This window comes from Thermoflexus sp. (genome assembly GCF_025055495.1).
Taxonomy (GTDB): Bacteria; Chloroflexota; Anaerolineae; order Thermoflexales; family Thermoflexaceae; genus Thermoflexus.
The window spans coordinates 1-25358 of sequence record NZ_JANWXB010000016.1; the positions used below are offsets into that span (position 1 = coordinate 1).

Below are 25358 nucleotides of genomic sequence, written 5' to 3' on the forward strand. Positions count from 1 at the left end.
AGAAAGATGCGATAGAGTATGGAAAAGACATCATCCGCGCCATGGTGCACTACATGTGCGCCTGCCCGGTTTTAGTTATGGTGTTAGAAGGCAACCAAGCACAAGCGGTGGTAAAACGCCTAGTTGGCAGCACCGAGCCCACCACCGCCGACACTGGCACTATAAGGGGAGATTTTGCGCTAGATTCATTTTATCTTTGCGATGTGGACGGCTCCCGTGGCATGCGCAACCTCATTCACTGCACCGACCCGGCTGATGGTGAGGGGGCTTATGAGCGAGAAGTTTCTGTCTGGTTTTCTCCGGAAGAAATTCACGATTATCGCCTTGTAGCAGAAGCTATGTTGTATGATGTAAATTTAGACGGGTTAAAAGAGTAGCTTTTGAAAAGATTTAGTAAAGCGGGGGGGGGGCGGTGGGCCCCCCCCCCCCGCCCACAAAAGCGACAAATCGGGAGCCCCATCCGTCCCGGGTGATGCACCCCCGAACTGCACAGCTCCTATCCCCACACGTAGAATCCGCGGCCGGTTTTGCGGCCCAGGCGGCCGGCCCGGACCATCTGGCGGAGCAGGGGGGAGGCCCGATAGGCGCCGTTTTGATGCTCCGCTTCCAGGGCGTCCAGGATGGCCACCACCAGATCCAGCCCGAGGAGATCTCCCCACTCCAGCGGCCCCCGAGGATAGTTCATCCCCAGCTTCATCGCGGTATCGATATCTTCGGGCGAGGCAATCCCCTCCATCACCGCGAAGGCGGCCTCATTAATGAGCGCGCAGAGGATGCGGGGGAGCGCCATCCCCACCGCGTCGCGGATCACTTCGATCCGAAGCCCAATCCGTTCCAGATAGGCCTTCGCGGGTTTCAGGGCCGTGGGATCTCCAGTCAATGGGATCGCCAGCTCGATGGGAGTCTCCCGGGTGAGGGGAGGTAGTGCGGCAAACCCCACCACCCGGCCCGGCCGCCGGGTCCAGCGGGCGACCTGCGTCGCCGAGACGGTGAGGCACAGGGAGAGCAGCGGCGCTTCCGGAGGAAGCCTTTCATCGAGAAGGGCGATCAAGGCCTGTTTCGACTCGATGGGGAAGGGCAAGATCTCCAGGGCGAGGGCGGCGCTTCGGGCCTCGGCTTCCAGATCAGGGGAAAGGGCGAAAGGAGGCTCTCCGTCCCAGACCAGGACGGCCGTTGGATAGCCTTGCTCCAGGAACATCCCGCCGAGGTCCTCGGCGAAGGCTGGGGCGCCCACGATCAGAATGCGCTCCTTCAGGGGCTGGGTTCCCATCGGATCCTCCCTGGGGGTCCATCACGGTTCTTCCATCTCCAGGTAGTGTTTCACGGGTGACGGATTGTGCCTTCGATTTCATAGGGAACGCCACGTGCGCCCTTCGAGCTCTTCCATGGGTTTTGGGGCTGGGGCGCCGCCGAAGGCGGCCTGGCCCAAAAGGGCACCTCGCACGGTGCCCTTACCCTCTTCGAGGAGGAGGGATATAAATCGAGGGCCGTTGACGCCCCATTCTTCGTCAGCCCGCATTGAAACACCACCCCCTTCCCGTGGTGGAGCGAAGCATGCCTTCCCCTATGGGTATTCATACCATCCCCTTCCTGTCTTCCGCCCCAGACGGCCGGCCTGGACCATCTGGCGCTGTAAGGGGTGGGGGCGAAAGCGGGGTTCCTCGAAAAAGGCACGGTAGAGGCTCTCGCTGACGGCCAGGTTCACATCCAGGCCGATCAGGTCCATCAACTCGAAGGGGCCCATCCGGAATCCGAGGGCGCGGACCAACCGGTCCACGGTGGACGGATCGGCGACGCTTTCCCCAACCAGACGCAGGGCCTCCAGGTAGAAGGGGCGGGCGACGCGGTTCACGATGAAGCCCGGCGTGTCCTTCACCAGCACGGGGGTCTTCCCCCATCGCCGCGCGAGGTCCGATAAGGCGCGAAGCGTTTCCTCCGAAGTCGCCAGCCCCCGCACGATCTCCACCAGGCGCATCACCGGCGCCGGGTTGAAGAAGTGCATGCCTCCCACCCGTTCCGGGCGCCGGGTGACCGCCCCCAGGGCGGTGATGGAGAGAGAGGAAGTGTTCGAGGCCAGGATGGCATCGGGGGGACAAGCCCTATCGAGCTGACGGAAGATCTCCTGCTTGAGGGCCAGATCTTCCGGCGCGGCTTCGATGATGACCTCCGCCTGGGCGAAGTCCTCCAGGGCGGTGCTGAGCCGAAGCCGTTCCCGGGCGCGCTGGGCTTCCGCCTCATCGAGCCGGCCCTTCCCCATCGCCTCCCGCAGCCATGCCTCGATCTGAGCCGCTGCGCTCTCCAGGGCGCCGGGGGCCACATCGTAGAGCGTTACCTGGGCGCCGTGGGTGATCGCGACATAGGCGATCCCCCGTCCCATCGTCCCCGCTCCCACAATCCCCACCCGCTCCATCGCTTCCCCTCCGTTCTTCGATTCAATTCGCAAGCGGAATCAAGCCTCCCTCCCTGAGGCCCAGAGGGCCTCAGGGAGGGCCATCGGCGCAACGCTCCGATCCTTCTCATTCGACGTCCTTCAAGGGGGCGGCCCCAACATTTCCTCCTTCTCTTCACCGACGTCGTTGGAGGAAAGCCTCCACCCGTTCGCGATGCTCCGGGGTGCGGGCAGCAGCATCCTGAAGATAGGCTTCGTATTCGAGCGATTGCTCCAGCGTGAAGGTCAGCGCGCGATTCAGAGCGCGCTTCAACCAGCCCACCGCCCGCGGCGGTAGCTCTCGCAGCCGCGCGGCCCATTCCCGGGCGGTCGGCAGCACCTGCTCCGCCGGCGTCACCGCATTGACCAGCCCCCACGCCAGCGCCTGAGCGGCCTCCAGCCGGTCCATCAGGGTCGCGGCTTCAAAGGCCCGCGCATAGCCCACCAGGTGGGGGAGGAACCAGGTAGAGCCCGAATCCGGAATCAGGGCGATCTTTGCGAAGGCGTTGAATACAAAAGAGGCGTTCTCGGCCATCACCCGGAGGTCGCAGGCCAGGGCCAGGCTGCAACCCGCCCCCGCCGCCACGCCGTTGATGGCGGCGATGAAGGGCTTCTCGGTGTTGCGGATCCGGAGGATCAGGGGATTGTAACGAGTGCGCAGATGCTCGCCGATGGAGACGGCTTCCTCCGGCCGCTCATACCGCTGTCGCATCTCCGCCAGATCCTGCCCGGCGCAGAATCCTCGCCCGGCCCCGGTGAGGATCACAGCGCGGACGGCTTCGTCGCGCTCGACCATGCGCAGCGCCTGCTGCAGCTCCTCGAACATCCGCTCGTTGAAAGCGTTCAGGACGTCCGGGCGGTTCAGGGTGATGAGGGCGACCCCTTCCTGGACTTCATACCGCAGCGTTTCATATGCCATGGCAGGCCCTCCCACACCGTTGGAGTTTTCAGGGAGTGCAGGTCATCGCTCCATCATCGCCATGAAAGCTTGTGCCCGTAAGGGATTGGAGATGAGCCCCCTGCGGCTCGAAGGGTCGTGGGCGAGGAGGAAAAATCGTTTCCTCCCGGGAATACGAGAAGCTGAGCTGGATGCCGAAGGCGGCGCCCCAGCCTAAAATATTTTTTCTCTCCTCTCCCCAAGGCGCTTCGATCGAACTCATCACCTGAGGTTGCCTATGGCGTTGATTAATCTTTTGCGGGGATCAACGCCGCCAGCCCGCCGATCAGGAGCGCGGCGAATCCGGAAGCCAACGGGAGAAACTCTGGAACCCTCCCGAAGGGAAGCGCTGGACGTCCAAGGATCAGGAGCGTGTAAGCCATCCACCCCGCGATCAGGCCCAGCAGGGCCGACCGCCACGCTCGATCCGCATCGCGCCGCCGCCCCAGGGCGAAGGCGATCGCGCTGAAGCCCAAAATGAGCAGATTGCTCCACCCGAAGGCTTGCCATCCAGATGGGGAAAGCCGCAGGGCGGCCAACCCCGAGGCGCGTGGAGTGGGCGTGGGCAAAGGAACAGGGGTCGGAAGAGGGGTAGGTTCTGGGGGACGGGTCGGCGTGGGCGGCACGATGGTGGCGATCCGTCCCGGGCGGTTCTTCTCGATCTGAATTTGCAGCCGGTAGGAAAGGCGCGCCGGCTCGCTGACCGCCCGGATCTCCAGGGATCCCTCGCGATCCAACGGGATATCCACCTCCGCAAACCCGTCTCGGGTCCGGGCGACGAAGGGCCCGATGCTCCCTTGACCGGTGTAAACGCCGGTGAACGACACCGGCGTGTCGTCCGGGACCAGGTATCCATCCCGGTCATAGATGGGGCCGGCCCAAATCCGCAGGGTCTGTCCAACCTGGACCGCGACGGGGGTGGGCGTGCTGGGAGGTGCGCCTTCCCGAGGTCCGACCCCCAGAGGGATCACCTGATTGGGATCCGGGCGCAAGCGATCCGCCAGATCGTAGCCGAGGGCCGGAATGGAGATGGGAGGGCGGCTTCGAGGGGTGAGGGCGCCGAACAGAACGTAGGCCATCAGTTCCACCGCCGGAGGGATATGGGTCCAGATGGCCTCATAACGGCTCAGGCGGCTGATCTCCCGGGCGGTCAGGGGATAAAGCGCCCCAAATCCCCAGAAGGCCACCTTCTTACCGGCCAGCAGATCCGCCCGTTCTCCAAGAAGGAGATGGGGGAGACTGGAAGCCGGATAGGCGGGATGTTCGTCCAGGGCGGCGATCACGATCCAGGCAGCCCGTTCGAATTCGGGCCGCAGATCCGGCGCCTCCGGGGTCTGGGAGAAGAAGGCGATGACCTCTTCGAACGTGCGCACTGAAATCTGAGCGGCATCCAGCGCGCCGCCGCTGGCGGTCTGCAGGGCTCGAGTCAGGATCTCCGCGGGTAACAGGGGTTGCTCCGGGCATACCGCACAGGCCCGAGCCGTCCGTCCGTCCGCCAGGATCAGGATCGGCTCTCCTAACTGAGGGGCGGGTGGAGGGTTGGGGCCTGCCGGATAAAGGCGTGCCACCGCGCTTTCCAGAGCCTGACGGACCGTCTGGAGATGCTCCCGAGTTCCTACCGCCTGACGGAGTTGTTGGGCGCTGGGGAACACGGCCCCGGCGGCGAAGCCAGGGTAGAGCGCGTATTTCAGGCGCAAGATCCGCGCGACGGCGCTGTTCACCAGATTCTGGAAAGCCAGATCGGTGGAATACTTTTCGCTGAAAAACCGAATCACCTCTGCGGCGCGGCGGGCCGCTTCTGAAGGATTCGAATGCAAATCCCCCAGCCAGATCAGATCGTTGCCCGCCAGGAAGGCGTCCAGGGCGGCCCGGCGGAAATCGACGGCTCCCTGTTCATCGGTATACAGCGTGCGGAGAATCGGGCTTCCTAAGGGCGGGGAGAGCAGAACGCCCCCGCCATCCCGCCAGGTTTTAATCTCCGGTAACGTCAGCAAGGTCCCCAGGGCATTCCCATCCACAGCCAGGGGACGAGTCCACTCCTGGGCGCTCCCTCCGAAGCCCCGGATCCGCATCGTGGACACCTGGACGGCTCGAAGCAGGGGGCGACCGGTTTCTGTGGGCGTTCGCATGAGCTCCAGGAAGGGGACGAGATCGAAAGCGATCAGATCTTCTTTGGTGAGGACCGCTGTTCGTTCCGCCCGGCCGTAGGCGCGGCCTTCGCCAGGGAACGACCCGGGCACCACCAGCACTCGCCCCCCGCTGCCGGCCAGCACACCGCTCAGGTAAGCTCGGGCGATGCGGCTCACCCATTGCGGGTCCCCTCCGAGGGTTTGCACCCCCGCATCCCCGATCTCCGGCCGGGGCTCCAGCAGGACCTCTAGGGGAGGCCCCAGGAGCAGATTCACTCCCACCGCCTGAAGCTCCTCCCCCAGCGCCTGGCCGATGGCCTGAACGCGCTCCGGATCCCAGGTGGCGCCCAGGGCCAGGGGGGAGGGTAGCGGCATCGCCCCGTTGGTCCAGGCGGAAAAGGGCGGGCCGTCGCCTTGCTGCCGCAGCCCGATGAACAGGGGAATGAAGGGGCTGAGCGTGGCCACCTGTTGCTGGAGGGAAAGGGTGACCGAGAGCAGTTCGGAGGGCGTATCGCCCAGGTTGGCGAAATTCCCCTGATCGGGGCTCAGGACCACGCCGCCGATTCGCTGTTCCGCGAGCAGCGAACGAAGCGGATGGTCCGGGCGGGCGATCGGGCCGGGCAACGTCACCAGGAACAGCTGCCCCACCTTGGCCTCCGGCGGCATCTGAGCCAGCAGGCGGGCGATGAACTCGTCTTCGCCCCCCTGGGCCGCTGTCGGAGCGATGGGAGAAAGCCTTAGGGCCAGCACGATCGCCAACGCCCAGCGGATCCAGCGGCTCACCGTTCAGACCTCCAGAGCGGGAAGAAAAAAAGCGGAAGGCTGGGTGGGCCGCCCTGGGCAGCCCACCTAGCCTCCGAAGAGCCCTCTGAGGGCGGAAGGTTCAAGCCGCGAATTCCGGCTCGAAAATCCCTCGGGAGATCCGGAACCTTCACTTCGAGCGCATCAGCCGTTGATGCTCGATCTTCATACAGCGATCCATCACCACCAGCAGGCCGGCCTCGCGGGCGCGCTGGGCGGCCTCAAAATGGATCACCCCGAGCTGCATCCAGATGACTTTCGCGCCCTTCGCGATGGCCTGTTCCACGATCTCCGGCACGTAGCGGGCAGGCCGAAAGACATCGACGATATCCACCGGTTCCGGGACCGAGAGGAGATCCGGGTAAGAGGGTTCTCCCAGGACCTCCTGGATCGTTGGGTTCACCGGGATGATCCGATAGCCCTGGCGCTGAAGGTAAGAGGCAACCTGATGGCTCGGCCGCTCAGGGTCCGCGGAGAGGCCAACCACCGCGATGGTGCGCGCCTCGGTCAGGATGTGGCGCAGGGTGATATCGTCCTGCACCGTGACCGGTTCCGGGATGACGACCTCCACTTGCTGTCGGTCCAGGAGAACATCCTTCCCCAGAAGCCGGGCTTCCACCCGATAGCGCGCGCCGGGGTCCGGGCGGCGAAGATGGAGGACGTAGGTCGGCCGGAGCTCCATCACGCCCATCACGGCCATGGAATGGACTTCCTCTCCCTGTTCATTATAGAGGATGAGCTCCAGCTCAGGAGGATGAGAGGAGAGGGGAAGTTCCAGTTCCACCACCACCCGTCGCCCATCCGGCATCGGGGTTGCCCGCAGACCGTGGATCCTGGGGGATGGGATCCCTGCTGGGTTCATTTTCATAACAACCTCCGGGATCCTTTCGCGCTGTTGAAGCTGTGGGCGCATGTTCAGAACCCCGTCCACAGGCCAAGCCTGATGGCGGGTTCGGATCTCTCTTTCCCACGCTACGAAGAGGCGTAGAGGAGGGATCAAAGCCTTTTCCGCCACCGGGCGATTCGCTATCTGGCCTGCACGAAGGCTGGACATGAGCCAGGATGCTCTCTATTTTAGTTTAGTTGGGACTCGCGCGAAGAGGGGGATGGGACGGCCTCTCCTCCTCTGAATTCCTCCCCCTACGGCCCAAAGGGCCGTGGGGAGGAGGGATCCAGCATGCTGGGGAGGAGCCGGGCGCCGAAGGCCCGGCATCTCCCTCCCAACCCCAAAATAGGACGAACTGCTGAATTCCTAAATAAAAAAGCCGGGCACACAAGGCACCCGGCCCATCGGTTCAGCGCCCCCGGCGGGATTCGAACCCGCAACACAGGACTTAGGACGCCCTTGCTCTCTCCTGTTGAGCTACGGGGGCATCACCTTCTTCCTGACTTTATTATAACTCAACTGGGTGTATGCGCATGTCTTCCTGCCCGACGAGGGGGAGTTCGTGCATGGGGGACAGGGCCATCGAAGACGGTAGGGGCGAAACATCTTTCGCCCCCCGATGGTGGCCTTCGAAATTGGCGATCGAGAGGAACGGACGGACTGCCATCGATCGGACGGATGACCATCCGGCAGGCGGGGGGATAGCCCATCGGGTGCTTTCCGTTAACTGAAAGAAGCGGCCACCCAATCCCCGATCAGCCAGTAACGGAAATCCTCTCCTCGGCTGCAAGCGATCGCCCCGATGATCCCATACACCAGAGCTCCCAATGGGATCAGGCTGATCAGACAGGCGAAAGGATAAATGCATACGCCGACCACCAGCGCGGTCAACGCAAGGGCCAACGCCCAGGTGATCCCGGCGATCACACCAGCGGCGACCCAGGCAAACAGCTGGAACACCAGAGACTGAAGAGCGTGAAAGGCCACATAGCGGGATCGTTCCCGATAGAACAAATAGATCAGAAGCGCGGCAATCGGTCCACCCAGCCCGGTGACCAGATTCAGCAACACGCTCAGGTGGGCCAGCATCGCCCACTGCCGCTCCTCGGCGGAAAGCCCGGCTTCGGAAGGAGGAAGGGAGGGATTCGTGCCCATAGCAACCTCCAGAAGGAATGCTTTTGCAGCCCGGATCCTCTTCGCTCCTGACCCCCTAGATGTCGGATTCCTCTTCCCCGCGACCCCAAGGGCCATGGAGAAGGGGAATCGAGGAGAGACATGCCTTTTCCGTCAGGACTGATCTGGGATTCACTGAAATCCCTGGGCGAGGGGTTCGACAAGAACACCATCGCCGTAAGCTATTATGCAACAGCTTGAGAGGCGTCGCAGGCAGAAAGAAGCGGGAAAAACCAGTGCCGATCCCTTCACCCTTTGCCCGGACAGGAGCCGGGCGATTGGGAGAGGTGGTTGAGCGCGGACCGCCTCGGATCCTTTGCTCCCTTCGTTGACGATGAATCCCGTGTTTTTTACAATGAGGATCAAGATCTCCACAGGATTCCCATCCCATGCGACATCCCGATCACCAGATGATGGGGCGAGGACGTCGGGTCTGGTGGCTGGCCCCTCCGGCCCCGGAGATCGTTCGGGCGGCCCTGGGGCGATGGCCGGCTTTGCTTCAGGATCTCCTCTATCATCGGGGGATCACTTCTGCAGAGGCGGCGGAGGAGTTCCTGGCCCGTGCCTGGTCCGCGGGAGATCCGTTCTTGCTGAAGGGAACGGAACAGGCGCTGGAGCGCCTGGAGCAGGCCATCGCGAGGGGGGAGCCCATTGTGGTCTACGGCGACTACGATGTGGATGGCGTCACAGCGACCGTGATGCTCGTCCAGGTCCTCCAGGCCCTCGGCGCACAGGTCCGCCCCTATATTCCCCATCGGGAAACGGAGGGGTATGGCCTCAACGGCGAGGCGTTGAGAGGCCTGGCGGAAGCGGGGATCCGGGTGGTGATCACGGTCGACTGTGGGGCGCGGGCGGTGGCGGAGGCGGCTCTTGCTCGCTCTCTGGGCCTCGACCTGATCGTAACGGACCATCATCTGCCGGGCGCGGTCCTTCCGGATGCTGTTCTCATTAATCCCAGGCAGCCGGATTGCCCTTATCCCTTTAAAGACCTGGCGGGGGTAGGGGTCGCTTATAAGCTGGTGCAGGCGCTGAAGGCCCTTTATCCCCATGCGCCCTTTGAACCGGAGGACTTTCTGGATCTGGTGGCGCTGGGGACGATCGCGGATATCGTGCCGTTGCGGGGGGAAAATCGGGCGCTGGTGGCGCGCGGGCTGGAGCGGCTGCGGACGCCGGCGCGCGTCGGTTTACAGGCGCTCTATCAGGTCGCCGGCCTGGAAGCCTCGCGGGTGGATCCCTGGGCGATTTCCTTCGTTCTGGCCCCGCGTCTGAACGCAGCGGGACGCCTGGAGCATGCCTTAGCGGCTTACCGTCTCCTGATGACAGCGGATCCAGCTGAGGCAGTGGCGCTGGCCGAGGAGCTGGATCGTCAGAATCGGGCGCGTCAGGCGCTGACCCAGGAGACAGAGGAGGCGGCGCGCGCCATGGCCATCCCGGAGGATCGGATCCCCTGGCTGATCTTCGCCGCCTCTGAGGATTTCCGTCCCGGGGTGGTGGGGCTGGCGGCCGGACGGCTGGCGGAGGCCTTCTATCGTCCGGCAGTGGTTATCAGTCTGATGGGCGAAGAGGGGAGGGGGTCCGCCCGGAGCATCCCGGAGTTTCACATCACCCAGGCGCTGGATGCGTGCGCCGATTTGCTGGTGCGCCACGGAGGGCATGCCGCCGCCGCCGGGTTCGTTGTGCGGCGGGAAAACTTAGAACAGCTCCGGGAGCGCTTGCAGGAGCTGGCGGCCCAGGCCCTCAGCGCGCGGGAGCTTCAACCGGCCACCGTCGTGGAGGCTGTGTTGCCCCTTCGGGAGGTTACCTGGCGCCTTCACGAATGGATCGCGCGGCTGGAACCTTACGGCTACGGTAACCCGGCCCCTCGCTTCCTCAGCCGTGGTGTGGTGGTCCGCTCCGTCCGGACGGTGGGTAATGACGGCCAGCACCTCCGGATGGTGCTGACGGTTCCCGAGGGCGGCCCTGTTTGGGATGCCATCGCATTCCGCCAGGGGGATCGGACAGCGGAGGTGCGCCCGGGGATGCGGCTGGATGTGGTCTTCGAGGTGCGGGCAGAACAATGGAACGGTGAGCCCCGCCTGACGCTCTTGGTGGAGGACTTCGCCCCTTCCTCCGGGCCTTCCATGGTTCCTCTCCCATGGCCCGGCATGGAGCATCAGGAATGAAGCGACATGGGTTTCTGCTGCTGGGGATCGCGCTCAGCGCGATCTTGATGGCCTGGACGTTGCGTGGTCTGCATCTGGAGGAATTGGGACAGATCCTTCGGGGGCTGGAGCTCTCATGGTTGCTGGCCGGGACCCTTTTTTACTTTGTTGCCGTCATCCTGCGGACCTGGCGCTGGGGGATTCTGCTCCATCGCCTTCGACCCACCGGCTTCCGAGAGCGCTTCGTTGCGCTGACCATCGGATATATGGGGAACAATCTTTACCCAGCCCGTGCCGGGGAATTGTTGCGGGCCTATGTGCTCCAGCGTCGATGTGGCATCAGCATGAGCGCAGCCTTGGGAACCATCGTGGTCGAGCGCGTGTTGGATGGGCTGATGGTGGTGTTCCTGGCTATGGTGGCCTTGCTCTTCTTCCCCCTTCCGGCCTCGTTGCGGCCGGCGGTGATCGCCGGAGGAGGGGTGTTCGGCGGGGCGCTCCTGGTATTGCTGGGGATGGCCCAAAGCGCGGCGAAGCTTCGCGATCTGCTGGGACGGATCTCACAACGCCGGTCGGGCTTCTGGGTGGAACGGGTAACGGCTTTCCTCTCCCGGTTCCTGGACGGTCTGATGGTTCTGCAGCGCCCCGCCTCCGCCCTGGCCGTCGGGGGGCTCACGGCCCTGATCTGGCTGGCGGAGGCAGGGACCTATGGGCTCGTCCTGATGGCGTTTCCATTTCGAACCTCTTTTTTCTCCCTGTTGGTGATGACCGCAGCGGTCAACCTGGCCACGGCTCTCCCGTCGGCTCCTGGCTATATCGGCACATTTGAGGCCCCCGGTGTAGCGGTGCTCCACGCCTTTGGGATCCCCTCCGGCATGGCCATCACGTATACCCTGGTCCTCCATCTGGTGCTCTGGCTGCCGATCACGCTTCTGGGTCTTTCCCTGTTCCTCCGGGAAGGGCTTCGTGGGGTAGTTCGCCCCCTTCATATCCCGCCTTCCTCATCGTAGGGGATTTCCGGGCTGGCAGATGCCCAGTTTCTGCGGATCGGGGGCCAGCCCTTCCCCTTTTGGGGCAGGACCGCTTTCCCAGATAGAGGATCTGCCAGGGTTCCCGTGGGGGCGGCCTGCCGAGCCCTGAATCTCTTCGAAAATCCGCTCCTAATGGGAGGGGTTGTTTTCACTTGTGACCTGCACCACTGCGGGGCCATAATGAGAAGCGAAATCCGGATGGAGCCGATGGGCGCGCGATGTCCCGTTACGTTCTTCATCGTCTGGCGGTGATGATCCCGGTGCTCTTCGGGATCCTGCTGGTGGTGTTCGTGATGGTTCGTCTGATCCCGGGAGATCCATGCCTGGTGATGCTGGGGGAGCGGGCCACCAAAGCGCAGTGTGAGGCCTTCAAGGAGCGCTTTGGCCTCGATGATCCCCTTCCGGTTCAATTCGTTCGTTACGCGATTCAGATCCTCCAGGGGGATCTGGGGACCTCGATCAGCACCGGGCGGCCGGTGGCGGTGATCCTGGCCGAACGGCTCCCCATGACCATCGAGCTCACCATTGGGGCGATCCTTTTCGCAACCACCGTTGGGATCGCCCTGGGGACCCTCTCCGCCATCCATCAAAATTCCCCCATTGATGTGGCCACTATGGTCCTGGCCAACATCGGGGTCTCTATGCCCGTGTTCTGGTTGGGTCTGATGCTGGCCTATGTGTTCGCCCTGGTGTTCAAAGACACCCCCCTCTTCCTTCCGCCATCCGGGCGTCTCTCGCCTGGATTAACGTTGCCGCCTCTGATGCGGGTATGGGGCCTGGAAGAGGTGGAAGGATTCCCGAGGGTGGTATTGATCTTCCTCTCCAGTTCCGCGCTCTTCAACAGTCTGGTCACCGGGAACTTCGCTGCGTTCTGGGATGCCCTGCGCCATCTCATCCTCCCTTCGGTCGCGGTGGGGACCATCCCGCTTTCGATCATCGCCCGCATGACCCGTTCCAGCCTGCTGGAGGTGCTGGGGGAGGATTACATCCGGACCGCGCGGGCGAAGGGATTGCGGGAACGGATCGTGCTGGCCCGTCACGCGATGCGCAATGCTATGATCCCGATTGTCACGGTCGTCGGCCTCCAGACTGGGGGCCTTCTCTCTGGGGCGGTGCTCACCGAGACGGTGTTCGCCCTGCCGGGAGTGGGGACCCAGTTGGTCTCGGCCATTCTGGCCCGGGACTATCCGGTCGTTCAGGGGTTCACCCTGGCTGTGGCGATCATGTTCGCTCTGGTGAACCTCATCGTAGATCTCTCTTATGCTTACCTGGATCCCCGGATCCGGCTGGAGTAAAACTTGCCTCTGGGCCTTCCTGATCGAATGCTTTAACCCGTTATGAATTGGGGATTGGGAGAGCGGAAGCCCATTCGGAGGGGCGATGGCCGCTCTCTCCTTCCTCCCGGGCCCAGAGGGCCGTGGGGAGGGGGGAGAACATATCTTTCGGGTGCGGGGCGGAGGGCCGAAGGCCCTCCGCCCCGCACCCCAGGATCTTTTTCCTTGTTCTCTTCCCGAGGCACGAAGGGCCTCGGGAAGCTGTTGGCTTCCTCGTGACTCTTAGCTGGATCAGATGCTCAGGAAGGAAAGGATGTGAAGCGATGAGCGCGATCGCGCCTCCCCTGATGAGGGAACTGGTTGCGCCCCGGCGCTCGCCGACGCTGGAGGCGTTGCGTCGCCTGACCCGCCATCGATCCGCCCAGGTGGGCTTCTTCCTGCTGGGCCTGATGGTCTTCGCGGCGATCTTCGCCGATGTGATTGCGCCCTACGATCCGATCAAGCCCCTGAAAAATGTGCAGCGTCGGGCGCCCCCGTGCATCCATCTGCTGGGCTGCCCGCGGGATCAGCCTCAGCACCTGTTCGGCATCGACGGCAACAACCGGGATCTGTTCTCCCGGGTGATATATGGCTCCCGGCTTTCGTTGCAGATCGGCTTTTCCACCATCACGTTCGCCATCATTGTGGGGGGACTGCTGGGGGCGATCTCGGGGTATGCGGGGGGATGGCTGGACAACGCGATCATGCGGGTGATGGATGTGATCCTGGCCTTCCCCAGCCTGTTGCTGGCGATCGCCATCGTCAGCGTGCTGGGGCCGGGATTGATCAACGCCCTGCTGGCCATCGGTTTTGTTTCCATCCCAGTCTACGCCCGCATCGTTCGGGCTGCTGTCCTGGCCGTGAAGGAGCTGGACTATGTGATGGCCGCCCAGGCGGTGGGCGCTTCCCCGTTGCGGATGCTGTTTGTTCACATCCTGCCCAACGCCCTGACCCCGCTGATCGTCCAGGGCACTCTGGGGATCGCCACGGCCATTCTGGATGCGGCGGCGCTCTCCTTCCTGGGGCTCGGGGCGGAGGTGCCGAAGCCGGAATGGGGATTGATGCTCGGGGAGGAGCGAAACAGCGTCTTCAATGCCCCGCATCTCGTGTTTTTCCCGGGCTTGGCCATCATGCTAACGGTGCTGGCCTTCAACCTGCTGGGGGATGGCTTGCGCGACGCGCTGGATCCCCGGCTGAGCTATCGGGGGTATGAGAAACGAGTTTAAGTTGCCCTCTGGTTTTTTCTCCCCTCTTCCCAAGGCCCCTGGAGCTCTGGGAAGGGTGGGGGGGCTTGGCCCGCTTCCATACCAAGAGGCTTGGATCGGATTCGACGCCTGAAGTTGCTCGTGGCGCCGGAGCCAATCCCCCCAGCCCCTTGTTGGGTTACAGGAGGAGGAATTGAATCGGACCTTACGTTGCTCGTTGTTCTCCCAGGGGGTTGGGAGGGGAGCCGTTCGCTGAAGGCGAGCGCTCCACTCCCAAATTATTGAGTTATAAAATTAAGAGCAGCGCTTTCCTCTCTGGGGGTTGTTTGGTGGGGAGAGCAAAGATCTTTCGAGGCGAGGCTGGGAGCCCTTAGTCTTCGGCCTCGCATCGAAAAACCACCGAAAATCAAAGATGATGAAGCATTCAATCCGATTTATTGATCCTGTGTTCGAGGAGATGTGGGGTTATGGAGAAGCGAAATTCGGTTCGGATGAGCGCTGCACAGATCCGGCGTGCTTTTCTGGACTTCTTTGCCGCCCGGGGTCATGCCATTGTCCCCAGCTCCCCACTGGTGCCGGTGGGGGATCCCACCCTGCTGTTCACGAATGCGGGGATGAACCAATTCAAGAACGTGTTCCTGGGCCTGGAGACCCGCCCCTATAAGCGGGCGACCTCGGTTCAGAAATGCATGCGGGTCTCCGGGAAACACAACGACCTGGAGAACGTCGGCCCCAGCCCGCGCCATCACACTTTCTTCGAGATGCTGGGCAATTTCTCCTTCGGTGATTATTTCAAACGTGAGGCCATTCATTATGCCTTCGAATGCCTGACCCAGGTCTACGGCCTGGATCCGGAGCGGCTGGTCTTCACGGTTCACCAAGACGACGACGAGGCCTACCGGGTCTGGGTAGAAGAGATCGGGGTCCCACGGGAGCGGGTCTTTCGCATGGGAGATAAAACCAACTTCTGGATGATGGGGGACACCGGCCCGTGCGGGCCCACCTCCGAGATCCACTATGATTGGGGCCCCGAATACTGCACCTGCGGGGATCCGAACTGCAGCGTGGCACTGGACAACGGGTGCGACCGCTGGTTGGAGTTGTGGAACTTGGTCTTCATGCAGTTCGACCAGAAGGCGGACGGCACGCGAGTGCCGCTCCCCCGACCCGGGGTGGATACTGGGATGGGCCTGGAGCGGCTGGCGGCGGTGCTCCAGGGCGTGTTCTCTAACTATGAGACGGACCTGTTCGTTCCCATTATGGAACGAACCCGGGAGGTGCGCGGGCATCTCCCTGAGGAGATGGAGGCCCATATCGTCGCTTACCGAGTGATCGCGGATCACACTCGTGCGGCCTCTTTCCTGATCGCCGATGGGGTGTTGCCCGGAAATGTGGGGCGGGGCTATGTGTTGCGGATGATCATCCGCCGCGCCGCTCGCTTCGGTCGTAAGATCGGCTTTGAGGAGCCATTCATGGCCCGCGTGGCCGAGGCGGTCATCGAGGTCATGGGTGGGCATTATCGGGAGCTGGTGGATCGCCGGGAGCATATCTTCCGCACGCTCACCCAGGAGGAGGAGCGCTTCCTGCGCACCCTGGACCTGGGGCTCTCCCAGCTGGAAGAAGTGCTGGAAGAAGTGGCCGCCCGCGGCGATCGGGTGGTGCCGGGGGAGGAGGCCTTCCGGCTTTATGATTCTTTTGGGTTGCCGCTGGAGATCACCCGGGATGTGGCTCGGGAACGGGGGTTCACGGTGGACGAGGTGGGCTTCCAGCGGGCGATGGCCCAACAGCGGGAGCGGGCTCGGGCAACGGAGCGCTTCGAGCTGGACACCGAGCAGCTCGCCCGCTACCGTCGGTTGCTGGCGATCCTTCAGGACAAGGGTCTGGTGGGAGACCAGGGGGTGGAATACGATCCCTACAGTGGGACCGAGCGGGAGACGACGGTGGCCGCCCTCCTCGTGAACGGGGAGATCCTCCAGGTCGCCCACCCCGGGGACCAGGTGGAGGTGGTCCTGCCGGCTACCTGTTTCTATGTGGAAAGCGGTGGCCAGGTGAGCGATATCGGCCATATCGCCCGCTATCCAGAGGGCGGGGGTGATCCCCTGTGGGAGATCGAAGTGGAAGACACCCGGCAGCCGATCCCGGGCCTGATCACGCATGTCGGCCGGGTGAAGTCCGGCCATCCGCGGGTAGGGGATCCCGCGTGGGCGGTGGTGGATTTCGAGCGCCGGTGGGATATCATGCGGAATCACACGGCAACCCATCTTCTCCATGCGGAATTGCGTGCCCTGCTGGGTTCCCACGTCGTCCAGGCCGGTTCCCTGGTGGCGCCGGACCGGCTCCGTTTCGACTTCACCCATGGGGCCTTGCTCAGCCAGGATGAGCTGGATGCGATTGTCCACGATATCAACACGGCCATCCTGATGGACTATCCGGTCAACGTCAGCTACGAGCCCTATCAGCAAGCCATCGCGAGCGGTGCCATGGCCCTGTTTGGCGAGAAATATGGGGAGATCGTCCGGGTGGTCCGGATCGGGTGGCCGGATGAGCCGCCTATCAGCGCGGAACTGTGCGGCGGCACCCATGTATATAACACCTCTCAAATCGGCGCCTTCGTGATCACCTATGAGGGTGGAGTGGGCTCCGGCGTCCGCCGTCTGGAGGCCGTTACCGGCCGGGAGGCAGTGCGGCTGATCCAGGACCGTATGCGCCGTCTGACCCACGCCGCTACTTACCTGGAGGTCCGACCAGAGGAGGTGGACCGCAAGGTCCTTGATCTCCTTGACCGAATCCAGTCCCTGGAGAAGGAACTGGCACGGCTTCGCCGGGAGATCGCCCGCCAGGAGTTCGAGGCGATGTTCCGCCAGGCGGAGCGGGTCGGGGAGATCACCGTGCTGGCGGCCCAGAGCCGGGTTGGAGACATGGAGCAATTACGGGAGATGACAGATTGGTTCCGTGAGCGGGTGCGGACGAATGGGGTGATCGTGCTGGCTTCGGTGATCGGCGGGCGTCCGAACTTCGTGGCGGCAGTGACGCCGGACTTGGCCGAACGGGGCCTGGATGCCGTGCGGGTGGTGCGGGCAGTCGCTCAGGTTGTGGGCGGGAGCGGCGGCGGCCGGCCCACGCTGGCCCAGGCCGGAGGCCGCGACGTCAGCAAGATCGGCGAGGCCCTCCACCAGGCTCCGCGCCTGGTCTCGGAATGGCTGAAGCAGCGAGCCCATTAAAGTCAGGGCCCGTCCTTCCTCTACAGATTTCCTGAGAGCCAAATACTTTGGGGATGGATTTTCTCGTGGGGTGCGGGCCGCCTTCAGTAGCCCGCACCCTACGAGAATCCCGCGGGGAGCAATCCACCCTACATGCCGGGGGAGCTACCGGGGATCTCGGAAGGGGCGAAAACGCGTCCGTCTTTCAGCCACCATACGCCCTGGCCTCGGGCGAGGGCAGCCGCCATCGGGTGGATCTCCGGACCGGCGACTACTGCCAGTACCTCCGCCTCGGGCAGGGCCCTCTGGAGCGCAGCGGCCCGTTCTGCCGCCCGCTCCACATCTTCCGTGTGCACCATTGCAGAGACCTCTATGACCAAGTAGGCATCGCCCTCACCTTCCCGTCGGCGGCCCCGAACGAGGACATCGGCTTCGCCCAGCTCGTCGGCCTCTTCAGTGGTTAGCCGCCCTTCGATTTCGAGGGACCGGAGTAGCGATTCCCGTTCTTCTACGCTCAGGATATGGGGATCCCGAACCAAGTGGCGATACCGGCGCGGCCGGGTGCGATAGCGATCTTCATATTCCCATCCTCGCACCCGGCCATCCAGAATCTCCACCCGCTCCGTCAGACGGCGAAGGGCCTCGGCCAGTTCGGCGAAGCGGCGGTCGGTTTCTGCTCGATAAGTAGCGAACTCCTCATAGTGGCGGCGCTGGGCTTCGGCTAACTCAGCGAAGCGACGGTCGGTTTCGGCCCGATGGGTGGCAAGCTCCTCCCGCAGCTCGGCGAAGCGGCGGTCGGTCTCCTGGCGATAAGCCAGGAACTCCTGGCGGTGGGCGGCGAACTCCTCGTAGTGGCGGCGCTGGGCCTCGGCCAGCTCCGCAAAGCGGCGGTCGGTCTCCTGGCGGTAGGCCAGGAACTCCTGGCGGTGGGCGGCGAACTCCTCGTAGTGGCGGCGCTGGGCCTCGGCCAGCTCGGCGAAGCGGCGGTCGGTCTCCTGGCGATAAGCCAGGAACTCCTGGCGGTGGGCGGCGAACTCCTCGTAGTGGCGGCGCGGGGCCTCGGCCCGCCCCGCGATCAGCTACTCCACCCGCTGGAAGCGCCGCTACGTCTCCACCCGCAAAGCCAGCAGCGCGGCCGGCATTTCCATCAGCTCCCGCGTCAGAATCCGCTGCCGCAGGGCCTCCAGCCACTCCGGGTGCCGGTCCAGCAGGCGAATCAGACTCTCGAAGTCCCGAACCGTGAAGGCCATAGAACCTCCTTTAAGAGAATTTTACCATACTGTAGAGCCTGGAGGCGCACCTCGGATGCCTCCAGAACGGTCTTTTCGAACGCTCATCGTGAGATCAGGGGGAGCATCATGCGATGCACCTCCGGCACTACCCGGAGGATGACCTGAAGATTCCGGTCTGGGCTCTCCACTGTAACGGAGCTGGAGAGCGGCGAAAGCAACGCCACCCGCACCTGCACGGTCCCTGTATAACTCCCCACACCCTTCCCGGAGGGATTCGCGGTGAACTGTAACGGTTGCCGATCTGTCCCCGAGCTGACATCCAGGGTAAGCGGGAAAGGCGAGGAGCTGCTGATCACGGACCATCGGAACGGGTCAGGGGTATGCCCCCGGAGCCAGAAGGCCCCACTCAGCAACCCTGGAGCGTCTACATCCGAGAGCAGGATCACTGGAGTGGTCCAGGAGAACCGGGCGGGGACCTTGTTCTTGGTCATAGCGCGCAGGGCTGCTTCCGCCGGACGGCCTTTAATGTCATAAAAACGCATCTGATCACATGCGGGGAAGTAAGAGGGCGGGGCCTCGCTGAATCCGTAATTCGTAATTGAAGAGCAGCATGGTCCCCATCCATGGCCAGTTCGCCTCGGCCCACTGGTAGGCCTGCACGAGGTAAGTGGCCTGTTGATCCGGTGAGACCACCTGCCAGTGTCGCCCGCTGAAGGAGGGATCGTTCCAGCATTCGGATCGGCCCACCTGTCGCGGATCCACCAGCCAGCCAAACTCGGTTGCCCAGATGGGCTTGTCTACCCCAAACTCAACGGCCATGATCCGATGGATCACCTCCACGGTCCGAAAGCAAAAATCATTGGGTCCGCACTCGGGCGACCCGGGGGCTGCCAGCGCGGGGGCAGCGAATCCGTAAGGGTGGAAACCCAGAGCATCGAAACAATGGGCTGCTCCGGCCTGAAGCATCTCCCGCAAGAACTCCCGCTCATCCTGGTAATATCCGGGGCACCATCCCACGCCCGGCGCGCAATAGCCTCGGTGGCCGTTCCAGGTGAAGGGCACACGGCCGGTTGGGGCCAGTCCTGCGGAGACCACGATGGCGGTAGGATCCGCCCGCTTAATTCGACGGTAGGCTTCACATAGAACCCGGGTGTAATCCGCGGCATTCGGAGGGGCGGCCCAGCCGTAGGAGGCGTCCAGGTTCGGTTCATTCCCGATCTCCCATGCCTCAATCCCATCCGCCCAGATTCTGGCCTCATTCTCCAGCCAGTCCCCCCACGCGCTCAGGTGGCTCAGCGTGCTGGCATGCGCATCCACCCGGCGCAGGACTCGATAGGGAAGTCGGGTTCCAGGCGAGTCGAATACCTTCGTCCAGTCAAAGCCCATCGTTCCAATCCCGGGGTCAGAGGAGCTCAAGGGATTGACCCCGTAACCCAGATGGGGAGCAGACTGGGCCCGAGCGCGCAGCGGGCTGGAGGAAGAGAATAGAGCCATTCCTATGCTGATTCCCACCAACCATGCCAGCAGAAGCTTCCAGTGCCTTACGAATGGAATCCGCATAGGCAGACCTCCTAAGTAGAGAAAGCGCTTCCATAGGGGAAAGAAGAGGAGAGAGGGAAGAGAAGTCCAATCCGCCCCTTGCGTGGTTATGCGGTCCTATCCATCTGTTTCCCTCGCTGAGGGCAAAGGGCTCTTCTCGAACCGTTTCTCAGCGGGGGCGGGTTTGAGTATCCCACTCCTGGGCGGCCTCGATGACCGTCATCTGGGCCGTGTCGAGAGCGACGGAGAACGACCAGGTATAAGTCTGCCCATTCGCAGTAACGGAAACGGTATACCGCGAGCCCGGGGAAAGAGGATCCCGTGGGATGATCACGACGGCGTCTCGACTGTTCAAAATGAGACGTCCCAGATCCTGTTGATTGCGATCTGTTGGATGTCTGTATGTCGTCTCATCGAACACACAATGTTCCACCGGGATCCCATCCCGCCGCAGGTGATGATCGGTGACGGAAGGGGTGATTGAGCCGGTTCCCAGGAGTAGAAGGATGGGCAGACCGGCCGGCCTCGTATACCCACAGTGAGCCAGGGGATCCGGATATTCCCCCACCTGAAAGGCTCGCAAGGGGGTAATGGCTCCGTCCCCCGGCCAGCGGATCGGGAAGGAGAGGCCTGCTGGGCTGGTCCCTCGCCCACGCCACACATCCAGAGCCGCTCCCATCTGATATCCGCCATCTGCCTCTCGATAGGAGCCATAACCGACCTGGATCAGCTGGGGATCGATCATCCCTATGGCATGGAAGGGCGCTTGCATCCAGACATCGATCGCATACGCGTCGGAGGCGGTGGCGCTGGCGCTCACCATCACATTCGCGTTCCGTCCGCACTGATCTCCTTCAGGGGTATACCATCGATTTTGGGGATCTTCTGCATGGGTGATGACGTCATTTTTCACCATATACCGGGCGTGTTTGATGCAGCCATCATTCCATTCCGGCTTTTCCGTCACCGGCGGCAGCCCGGCCATGGCCCGATAGGCGTTCAGACGGGAGAGCCATTCCGCGGAGGGGACAGCAGGTGCGCGGAGCACTAAGGGGAGGAAAACCCGATAAGGGGCTGTGCTCTCAGCGGCCTCGGCGTGGGTTCCGGTTTCCAGGAGGGCAAGGCCTGGGGTGCTCTCAGGTCTCCCAGTATGGAAGAGCAGCCCCAGCAAGCCGCCCAGCAGCACAAGCCCTGAAATCCCTCTTCGCATCCATCCGTTCCAGATCCCCCATCCCTCGCCGATCATTCCAGGCCCCTGAGTTTGATTCGGGTTGGTTATAAATATTTTACCCAGTTGGATTAGGGTTGTCAATAAAGCGAGAAAGGAGATCTCTTGGGGGGATGGGTGGAGGATGGAGGCTGAAGGATGCCACCCCGTAATCCCACGGGCTCTTCTCCGACCCAGGGTCGAGAAAGGGGGAGAGAGGAAGGGGGATAGAGGAGAGACTTGATCAACACGAGTGGAGCGCCCGGACAACCCGTTACACTCCCTGTTCGGTCCACAGTCCAGGAGAAACAACACGGGCCCCTGCATCAATCCAGTCTCCTCAGGGGCCCGGGATCCTGGCGGAGGGGGTGGGATTCGAACCCACGAGGGGCAGAAACACCCCTACGCGCTCTCCAGGCGCGCGCCTTCGTCCGCTCGGCCACCCCTCCGGCTCATCTTTATTATACCAGATCGGCGCTGCGCAGCTGGGAGCCTGCTGGTCGAGGCGAGAAGAAAAATTCAGGACGCGCCCAGCGGCCAGATCAGCACGTCCTCCGCGGGGATCGCCAGGGAAAGCCGATCTCCCCGGCGAACCGACGTGGCGCTGGCCGGCAGGATCAGCCGAAGCTGTCCTCCCCCAACCCGCAACCATACTTCCCGATGAAGTCCCCGGAATGAGAGATCGATCGCCTCGCCCGCCAGGGCATTGAGGGGCTCGGTGCCTACGGATCGAAGCGTGTGACGGATCATGATCAGGGCTGGATCGTGGGGCCGCACGGGCCCTCGGGGCCGCCCCCGTAGCACTCCCAGAGGCGTCTGAACCTCCACGATCTCTCCTCCAGCGAGCACACGGCCTTCTAAGAAAGTGCCCAGATCCAGAAAGCGCGCCACGAAAGGGGTAGCGGGATCCTGATATAAAGCCTCCGGGGGGCCGATCTGCTCGATCCTTCCCCGGTGAAGGATCAGCACCCGATCGGCTACCGCCATCGCCTCGCTCTGATCGTGGGTCACATAAAGGGCCGTCATCCGTTCGGCCTTCAGGAGATCCCGGATCTCCTTCATCAGTTGCTCCCGCAGCGCCCGATCCAGGGACCCCAGCGGCTCGTCCAGCAGCAGGATCGCCGGCCGCGGGGCCAGGCTGCGGGCCAGGGCGACCCGCTGCTTCTCCCCCCCGGAGAGGGTGTGAACCTCGCGGCGCTCGTAACCGGACAACCCGACCTGATTTAACAGCGTCCGCACCCGTTCCCGAATCTCCGGTTCGGGGAGCCGCTGCATCCGCAATCCGAAGGCGACGTTTTCAAAAACGTTCAGATGGGGGAAAAGCGCATATTCCTGGAACATCAGGCCGATCCGGCGCCGATGCGGGGGAACGCCTGCGAGATCCTGGCCATTGAGGAGGATCTGTCCCTCGTCGGGGGGTTCCAGGCCAGCGATCAGGCGCAGTAGCGTGCTTTTCCCGCTCCCACTGGGACCCAGGACGACCATAATCTCCTCATCGGCCACCTCGAACGTGACGCGATCGAGGGCCACCTGATCGCCATAGCGACGGGTCAACCGGATAATCTTTAGGTCAGGCATGGGTTCTGCCAGTTGCTCGGCTTTCGATTCCGTTTAGGAGCTACGTGATGGAGGAAACAAACGGCGTAACTCCTATTCGCACATGGAGAGTATCACCCCGAGGGCGCGTTGCCCTGTGCACGGAATCCCTTCTCCCCCTCCCCACGATCCCGAGGGCCGTGGGGAGGGGGAGTAAAGAAGGGGCCAGGCCGCCGCTCAAGTTTTCCTTGGTTCTTGTGCAGCCAGGCGATCCCCTGTCCGCTCCAGCAACGCGGTGACGTTGTCATGCCATGCCGCGCGATCCTCCCGGCCCCTGGCCAGATCCTCAAGGATCCGCGTGAGGGCAGCGTGGACCGGTGTGGGAACCCCCGCTTGAGCCCCATGGCGCACCACCGCGCCGCAATAGGCCTCCAGCTCCAAACGAGCGCCTCGTTGCAGGTCCTGGTGCAAGGAGGGAGGTTTCTCTCCCCGTCCCCGTGCCCCTATGGAGGCCAGGATGGGGCGGATGAGAGGGGCAGGCCCCCAACGCATGGCCCATGCCAGCAGTGGGACCGGATATCCAGGAAGGGAGACGGGTCGCAAGCCCAACGCGCGCATCACGACCAGGGCTTCCCGGAATGCCGCCCGCTCCACCGCGAACGTCCGGGGATCCCGGAGCACCCGTTCCGTGGGCCAGTCCAGGATCGCGCAGGTGGCGTTCGCGATGAGGTTAAGCAACAGCTTGGACCACTTCATCGCCCGGGGATCCGGGTAGAGGCGGGTGGAGAAGCCGGCCAGCCGCAGGATCGCCTGCCATTCCCGAAGATCCTGACCTGGAGCCATGGGGGCCAGCCCTAACCCGCCCCGGGTCCGTTCCAGCCGGACGACCCCCGGCGCGACGATGGAGACCGGCTGGGTGAGCGTTCCGGCCACCACCCGGTCGGCCCCGAACGCGGCGGCGAGTTGGGCTTCCCCATCGACGCCGTTCTGCCAGCAGAAGAGCAACGGGGAACGCCATCCCTTGCGCTGAAGGGCGTGGATCGCGGCCTCCGTGTCGTGGGCTTTCACCGTCAGGAAGATCGCGTCGACCTCTGAATCCACCGCGTCCAGATCCGGGACCGCGCGGGGCTGGGTGGTGAGCTCTAGGCCTTCCGGACGCAGAAGGGTTAGCCCGCGGCGCTGGATGGCCTCGACCACCTGGGGGCGGCCGAGGAGGATCACCTCATGGCCGAAGGCGCTCAACATCGCCCCCAGATATCCTCCCACCGCCCCCGCGCCGAAGATCAGGATCCGTCGAGCGGAAACGGATTCCACCGGCATGGCAGGCTCAGGCCTTCGCCCGGGCCGTCTCGTGGATGATCCCGAGGAACGTCTCCGCCTTCAGGCTCGCCCCGCCCACCAGCGCGCCATCGATGGTGGGGCGGCAGACAAACTCGGCGATGTTCTCCGGGGTCACGCTCCCCCCATACAGGACCCGCACCTGTTGCGCCACCTCCGGCCCGAAGAGCGCCTCCAGGGTTCCTCGAACCCAGCGCTGGATCACCTCTTCTGCATCCGTTCCGGTGGCCGCCCGACCGGTCCCAATCGCCCAAACAGGCTCGTAGGCGATGACCAGACTGGCGGCCTGGTCTGGCGTGAGCCCTTCCAGCGCGCGTCGGGTCTGGGCCGCCACCACCGTTCCGGTCTCCCCGGCCTCGCGCTGGGCCAGCGTCTCCCCCACGCAGAGGATAGGGATCAGGCCGTGGCGCAGGGCGGCGAGGACTTTGCGACGGATCATCTCATCGTCCTCATGGAAGTATTGCCGGCGTTCCGAGTGACCGATGATCACATACTGGCACCACTCTTTCAGCATCACCGGAGAGACCTCCCCGGTGAAGGCTCCGGCGTCCTCCCAGTGAACGTTCTGAGCTCCCAGGCGGATGGAAGAGCCTTGAAGCGCGGCGTGGACAGCGGGGATCACGGGAAAGGGCGGGCAAAGCACCACTTCTACGATGTGGGTCTGGAGACCTTCCCGGATCGCCCGGGCCAGCGCCTGTCCCTCTGTCGCGGTTTTGTTCATCTTCCAGTTCCCGGCGATCAGCGGCTGTCGCATGTTGCACCTCGCTCGATGAAGTGACATTGAAGTTCGGTCCATCACGGTTCGGTTCGACCGGTGCTCTGCGATTCTATCGGGTTATCTTCTGTTGAGCTTGAGGGGCTGGTCCAGCCCCTCAAGCCTCCGAACCGCAGGCGTCGGGAACAGCCAGAGGCGTGGCTCTTACCTATTTTAAGCCATACCCTGCGCCGGTTTCGATCCCCGTGTCGCGAAACAACCCATTGAGGGTGGAGGGGCGAGCTCGGACCTACGGCTGCGGAGATTCTTATTGAACCCCAGGCGATCATTGACGCGCTACAGATTCGGTGCTAATTTAGCGATTGATTTGATCGGCTGTGAGTGAGCGAGGTTGCGGAAGGCGAACTAGCCTGTCCAAAAATCCCTCTGCAGATCGAAGGCGCGATCCGTCGTAAGATATAAATGGCCAAAACGCTTGGTAGTGCTTTGTCCAGTTATCAACTGGGGATTGGAGGAACCGAAGCGAGTCCGGAAGGCGATGGCCCCTCCC

General features: G+C 63.4%; 20 protein-coding genes and 2 tRNA genes. 6 read left to right on the forward strand and 16 right to left on the reverse strand.

Features of this window, described 5'->3' with window-relative positions; translation table 11 throughout:
• Positions 1-377 (forward strand): nucleoside-diphosphate kinase (locus NZM16_RS00615; protein WP_295477778.1); only part of this gene is annotated, 377 nt, incomplete at its 5' end.
• A 119-nt stretch (positions 378-496) separates the two neighbouring features.
• Here the strand turns inward: NZM16_RS00615 and NZM16_RS00620 are convergent.
• The 7 genes from NZM16_RS00620 to NZM16_RS00650 form a co-directional block, all read right to left on the reverse strand.
• Positions 497-1270, reverse strand: a complete 774-nt coding sequence (locus NZM16_RS00620) for a 3-hydroxyacyl-CoA dehydrogenase family protein (RefSeq protein ID WP_295449422.1) — start codon at positions 1268-1270, stop codon at positions 497-499.
• A gap of 294 nt (positions 1271-1564) precedes the next feature.
• On the reverse strand, positions 1565-2410 hold the full coding sequence (locus NZM16_RS00625) for a 3-hydroxyacyl-CoA dehydrogenase NAD-binding domain-containing protein (protein ID WP_295477780.1): 846 nt from the start codon (positions 2408-2410) through the stop codon (positions 1565-1567).
• Positions 2411-2564: 154 nt separating this feature from the next.
• Entirely contained in the window at positions 2565-3347 is a 783-nt protein-coding gene (locus NZM16_RS00630) for an enoyl-CoA hydratase-related protein (RefSeq protein WP_295477781.1), read from the reverse strand.
• 266 nt (positions 3348-3613) lie between these two features.
• Positions 3614-6277, reverse strand: a complete 2664-nt coding sequence (locus NZM16_RS00635; protein ID WP_295477783.1) for a glycoside hydrolase family 3 N-terminal domain-containing protein — start codon at positions 6275-6277, stop codon at positions 3614-3616.
• 148 nt (positions 6278-6425) lie between these two features.
• Positions 6426-7157, reverse strand: a complete 732-nt coding sequence (locus NZM16_RS00640; protein WP_295477785.1) for a CoA-binding protein — start codon at positions 7155-7157, stop codon at positions 6426-6428.
• A gap of 437 nt (positions 7158-7594) precedes the next feature.
• Positions 7595-7668: transfer RNA gene (locus tag NZM16_RS00645), tRNA-Arg, on the reverse strand.
• A 236-nt stretch (positions 7669-7904) separates the two neighbouring features.
• Complete coding sequence (locus NZM16_RS00650) at positions 7905-8336, reverse strand: DUF4870 domain-containing protein (protein WP_295449409.1); 432 nt, start codon at positions 8334-8336, stop codon at positions 7905-7907.
• Positions 8337-8743: 407 nt separating this feature from the next.
• Here NZM16_RS00650 and recJ point away from each other — a divergent pair, with 407 nt between their 5' ends.
• From recJ to alaS, 5 genes are all read left to right on the forward strand, one after another.
• Complete coding sequence (recJ, locus tag NZM16_RS00655) at positions 8744-10516, forward strand: single-stranded-DNA-specific exonuclease RecJ (RefSeq protein ID WP_295449406.1); 1773 nt, start codon at positions 8744-8746, stop codon at positions 10514-10516.
• Positions 10513-11502, forward strand: a complete 990-nt coding sequence (locus NZM16_RS00660) for a lysylphosphatidylglycerol synthase transmembrane domain-containing protein (protein WP_295449403.1) — start codon at positions 10513-10515, stop codon at positions 11500-11502. Before recJ ends, NZM16_RS00660 begins: the two co-directional genes overlap by 4 nt.
• 239 nt (positions 11503-11741) lie before the next feature.
• Positions 11742-12818, forward strand: coding sequence for an ABC transporter permease (locus NZM16_RS00665; protein ID WP_295449400.1), 1077 nt, complete (start codon positions 11742-11744; stop codon positions 12816-12818).
• 302 nt (positions 12819-13120) lie between these two features.
• Positions 13121-14062, forward strand: a complete 942-nt coding sequence (locus tag NZM16_RS00670) for an ABC transporter permease (protein ID WP_295449397.1) — start codon at positions 13121-13123, stop codon at positions 14060-14062.
• Positions 14063-14508: 446 nt separating this feature from the next.
• Positions 14509-17262 carry an alanine--tRNA ligase gene (gene alaS / locus NZM16_RS00675; RefSeq protein ID WP_295477788.1) on the forward strand — a complete coding sequence of 918 codons (2754 nt, stop codon included), beginning with the start codon at positions 14509-14511 and terminating at the stop codon, positions 17260-17262.
• Between the two features lie 128 nt (positions 17263-17390).
• Here alaS and NZM16_RS00680 read toward each other — a convergent pair whose 3' ends face one another.
• The 9 genes from NZM16_RS00680 to tpiA form a co-directional block, all read right to left on the reverse strand.
• Positions 17391-17858 carry a hypothetical protein gene (locus NZM16_RS00680; protein ID WP_295477790.1) on the reverse strand — a complete coding sequence of 156 codons (468 nt, stop codon included), beginning with the start codon at positions 17856-17858 and terminating at the stop codon, positions 17391-17393.
• A gap of 486 nt (positions 17859-18344) precedes the next feature.
• Complete coding sequence (locus NZM16_RS00685; RefSeq protein WP_295477792.1) at positions 18345-18491, reverse strand: hypothetical protein; 147 nt, start codon at positions 18489-18491, stop codon at positions 18345-18347.
• A gap of 83 nt (positions 18492-18574) precedes the next feature.
• Positions 18575-19015, reverse strand: coding sequence for a hypothetical protein (locus tag NZM16_RS00690; RefSeq protein ID WP_295453385.1), 441 nt, complete (start codon positions 19013-19015; stop codon positions 18575-18577).
• 4 nt (positions 19016-19019) lie between these two features.
• On the reverse strand, positions 19020-20033 hold the full coding sequence (locus NZM16_RS00695; RefSeq protein WP_295477794.1) for a hypothetical protein: 1014 nt from the start codon (positions 20031-20033) through the stop codon (positions 19020-19022).
• A 148-nt stretch (positions 20034-20181) separates the two neighbouring features.
• Positions 20182-21222, reverse strand: a complete 1041-nt coding sequence (locus tag NZM16_RS00700) for a CAP domain-containing protein (protein WP_295477796.1) — start codon at positions 21220-21222, stop codon at positions 20182-20184.
• Positions 21223-21576: 354 nt separating this feature from the next.
• Positions 21577-21668, reverse strand: a tRNA-Ser gene (locus NZM16_RS00705).
• Between the two features lie 70 nt (positions 21669-21738).
• Positions 21739-22797, reverse strand: a complete 1059-nt coding sequence (locus NZM16_RS00710) for an ABC transporter ATP-binding protein (RefSeq protein WP_295453377.1) — start codon at positions 22795-22797, stop codon at positions 21739-21741.
• A 195-nt stretch (positions 22798-22992) separates the two neighbouring features.
• Positions 22993-24075: a ketopantoate reductase family protein gene (locus tag NZM16_RS00715; protein ID WP_295453375.1), complete on the reverse strand. Its 1083-nt coding sequence runs from the start codon at positions 24073-24075 to the stop codon at positions 22993-22995.
• Between the two features lie 7 nt (positions 24076-24082).
• Positions 24083-24847: a triose-phosphate isomerase gene (tpiA, locus tag NZM16_RS00720; protein ID WP_295477798.1), complete on the reverse strand. Its 765-nt coding sequence runs from the start codon at positions 24845-24847 to the stop codon at positions 24083-24085.
• Between the last annotated feature and the right edge of the window lie 511 nt (positions 24848-25358).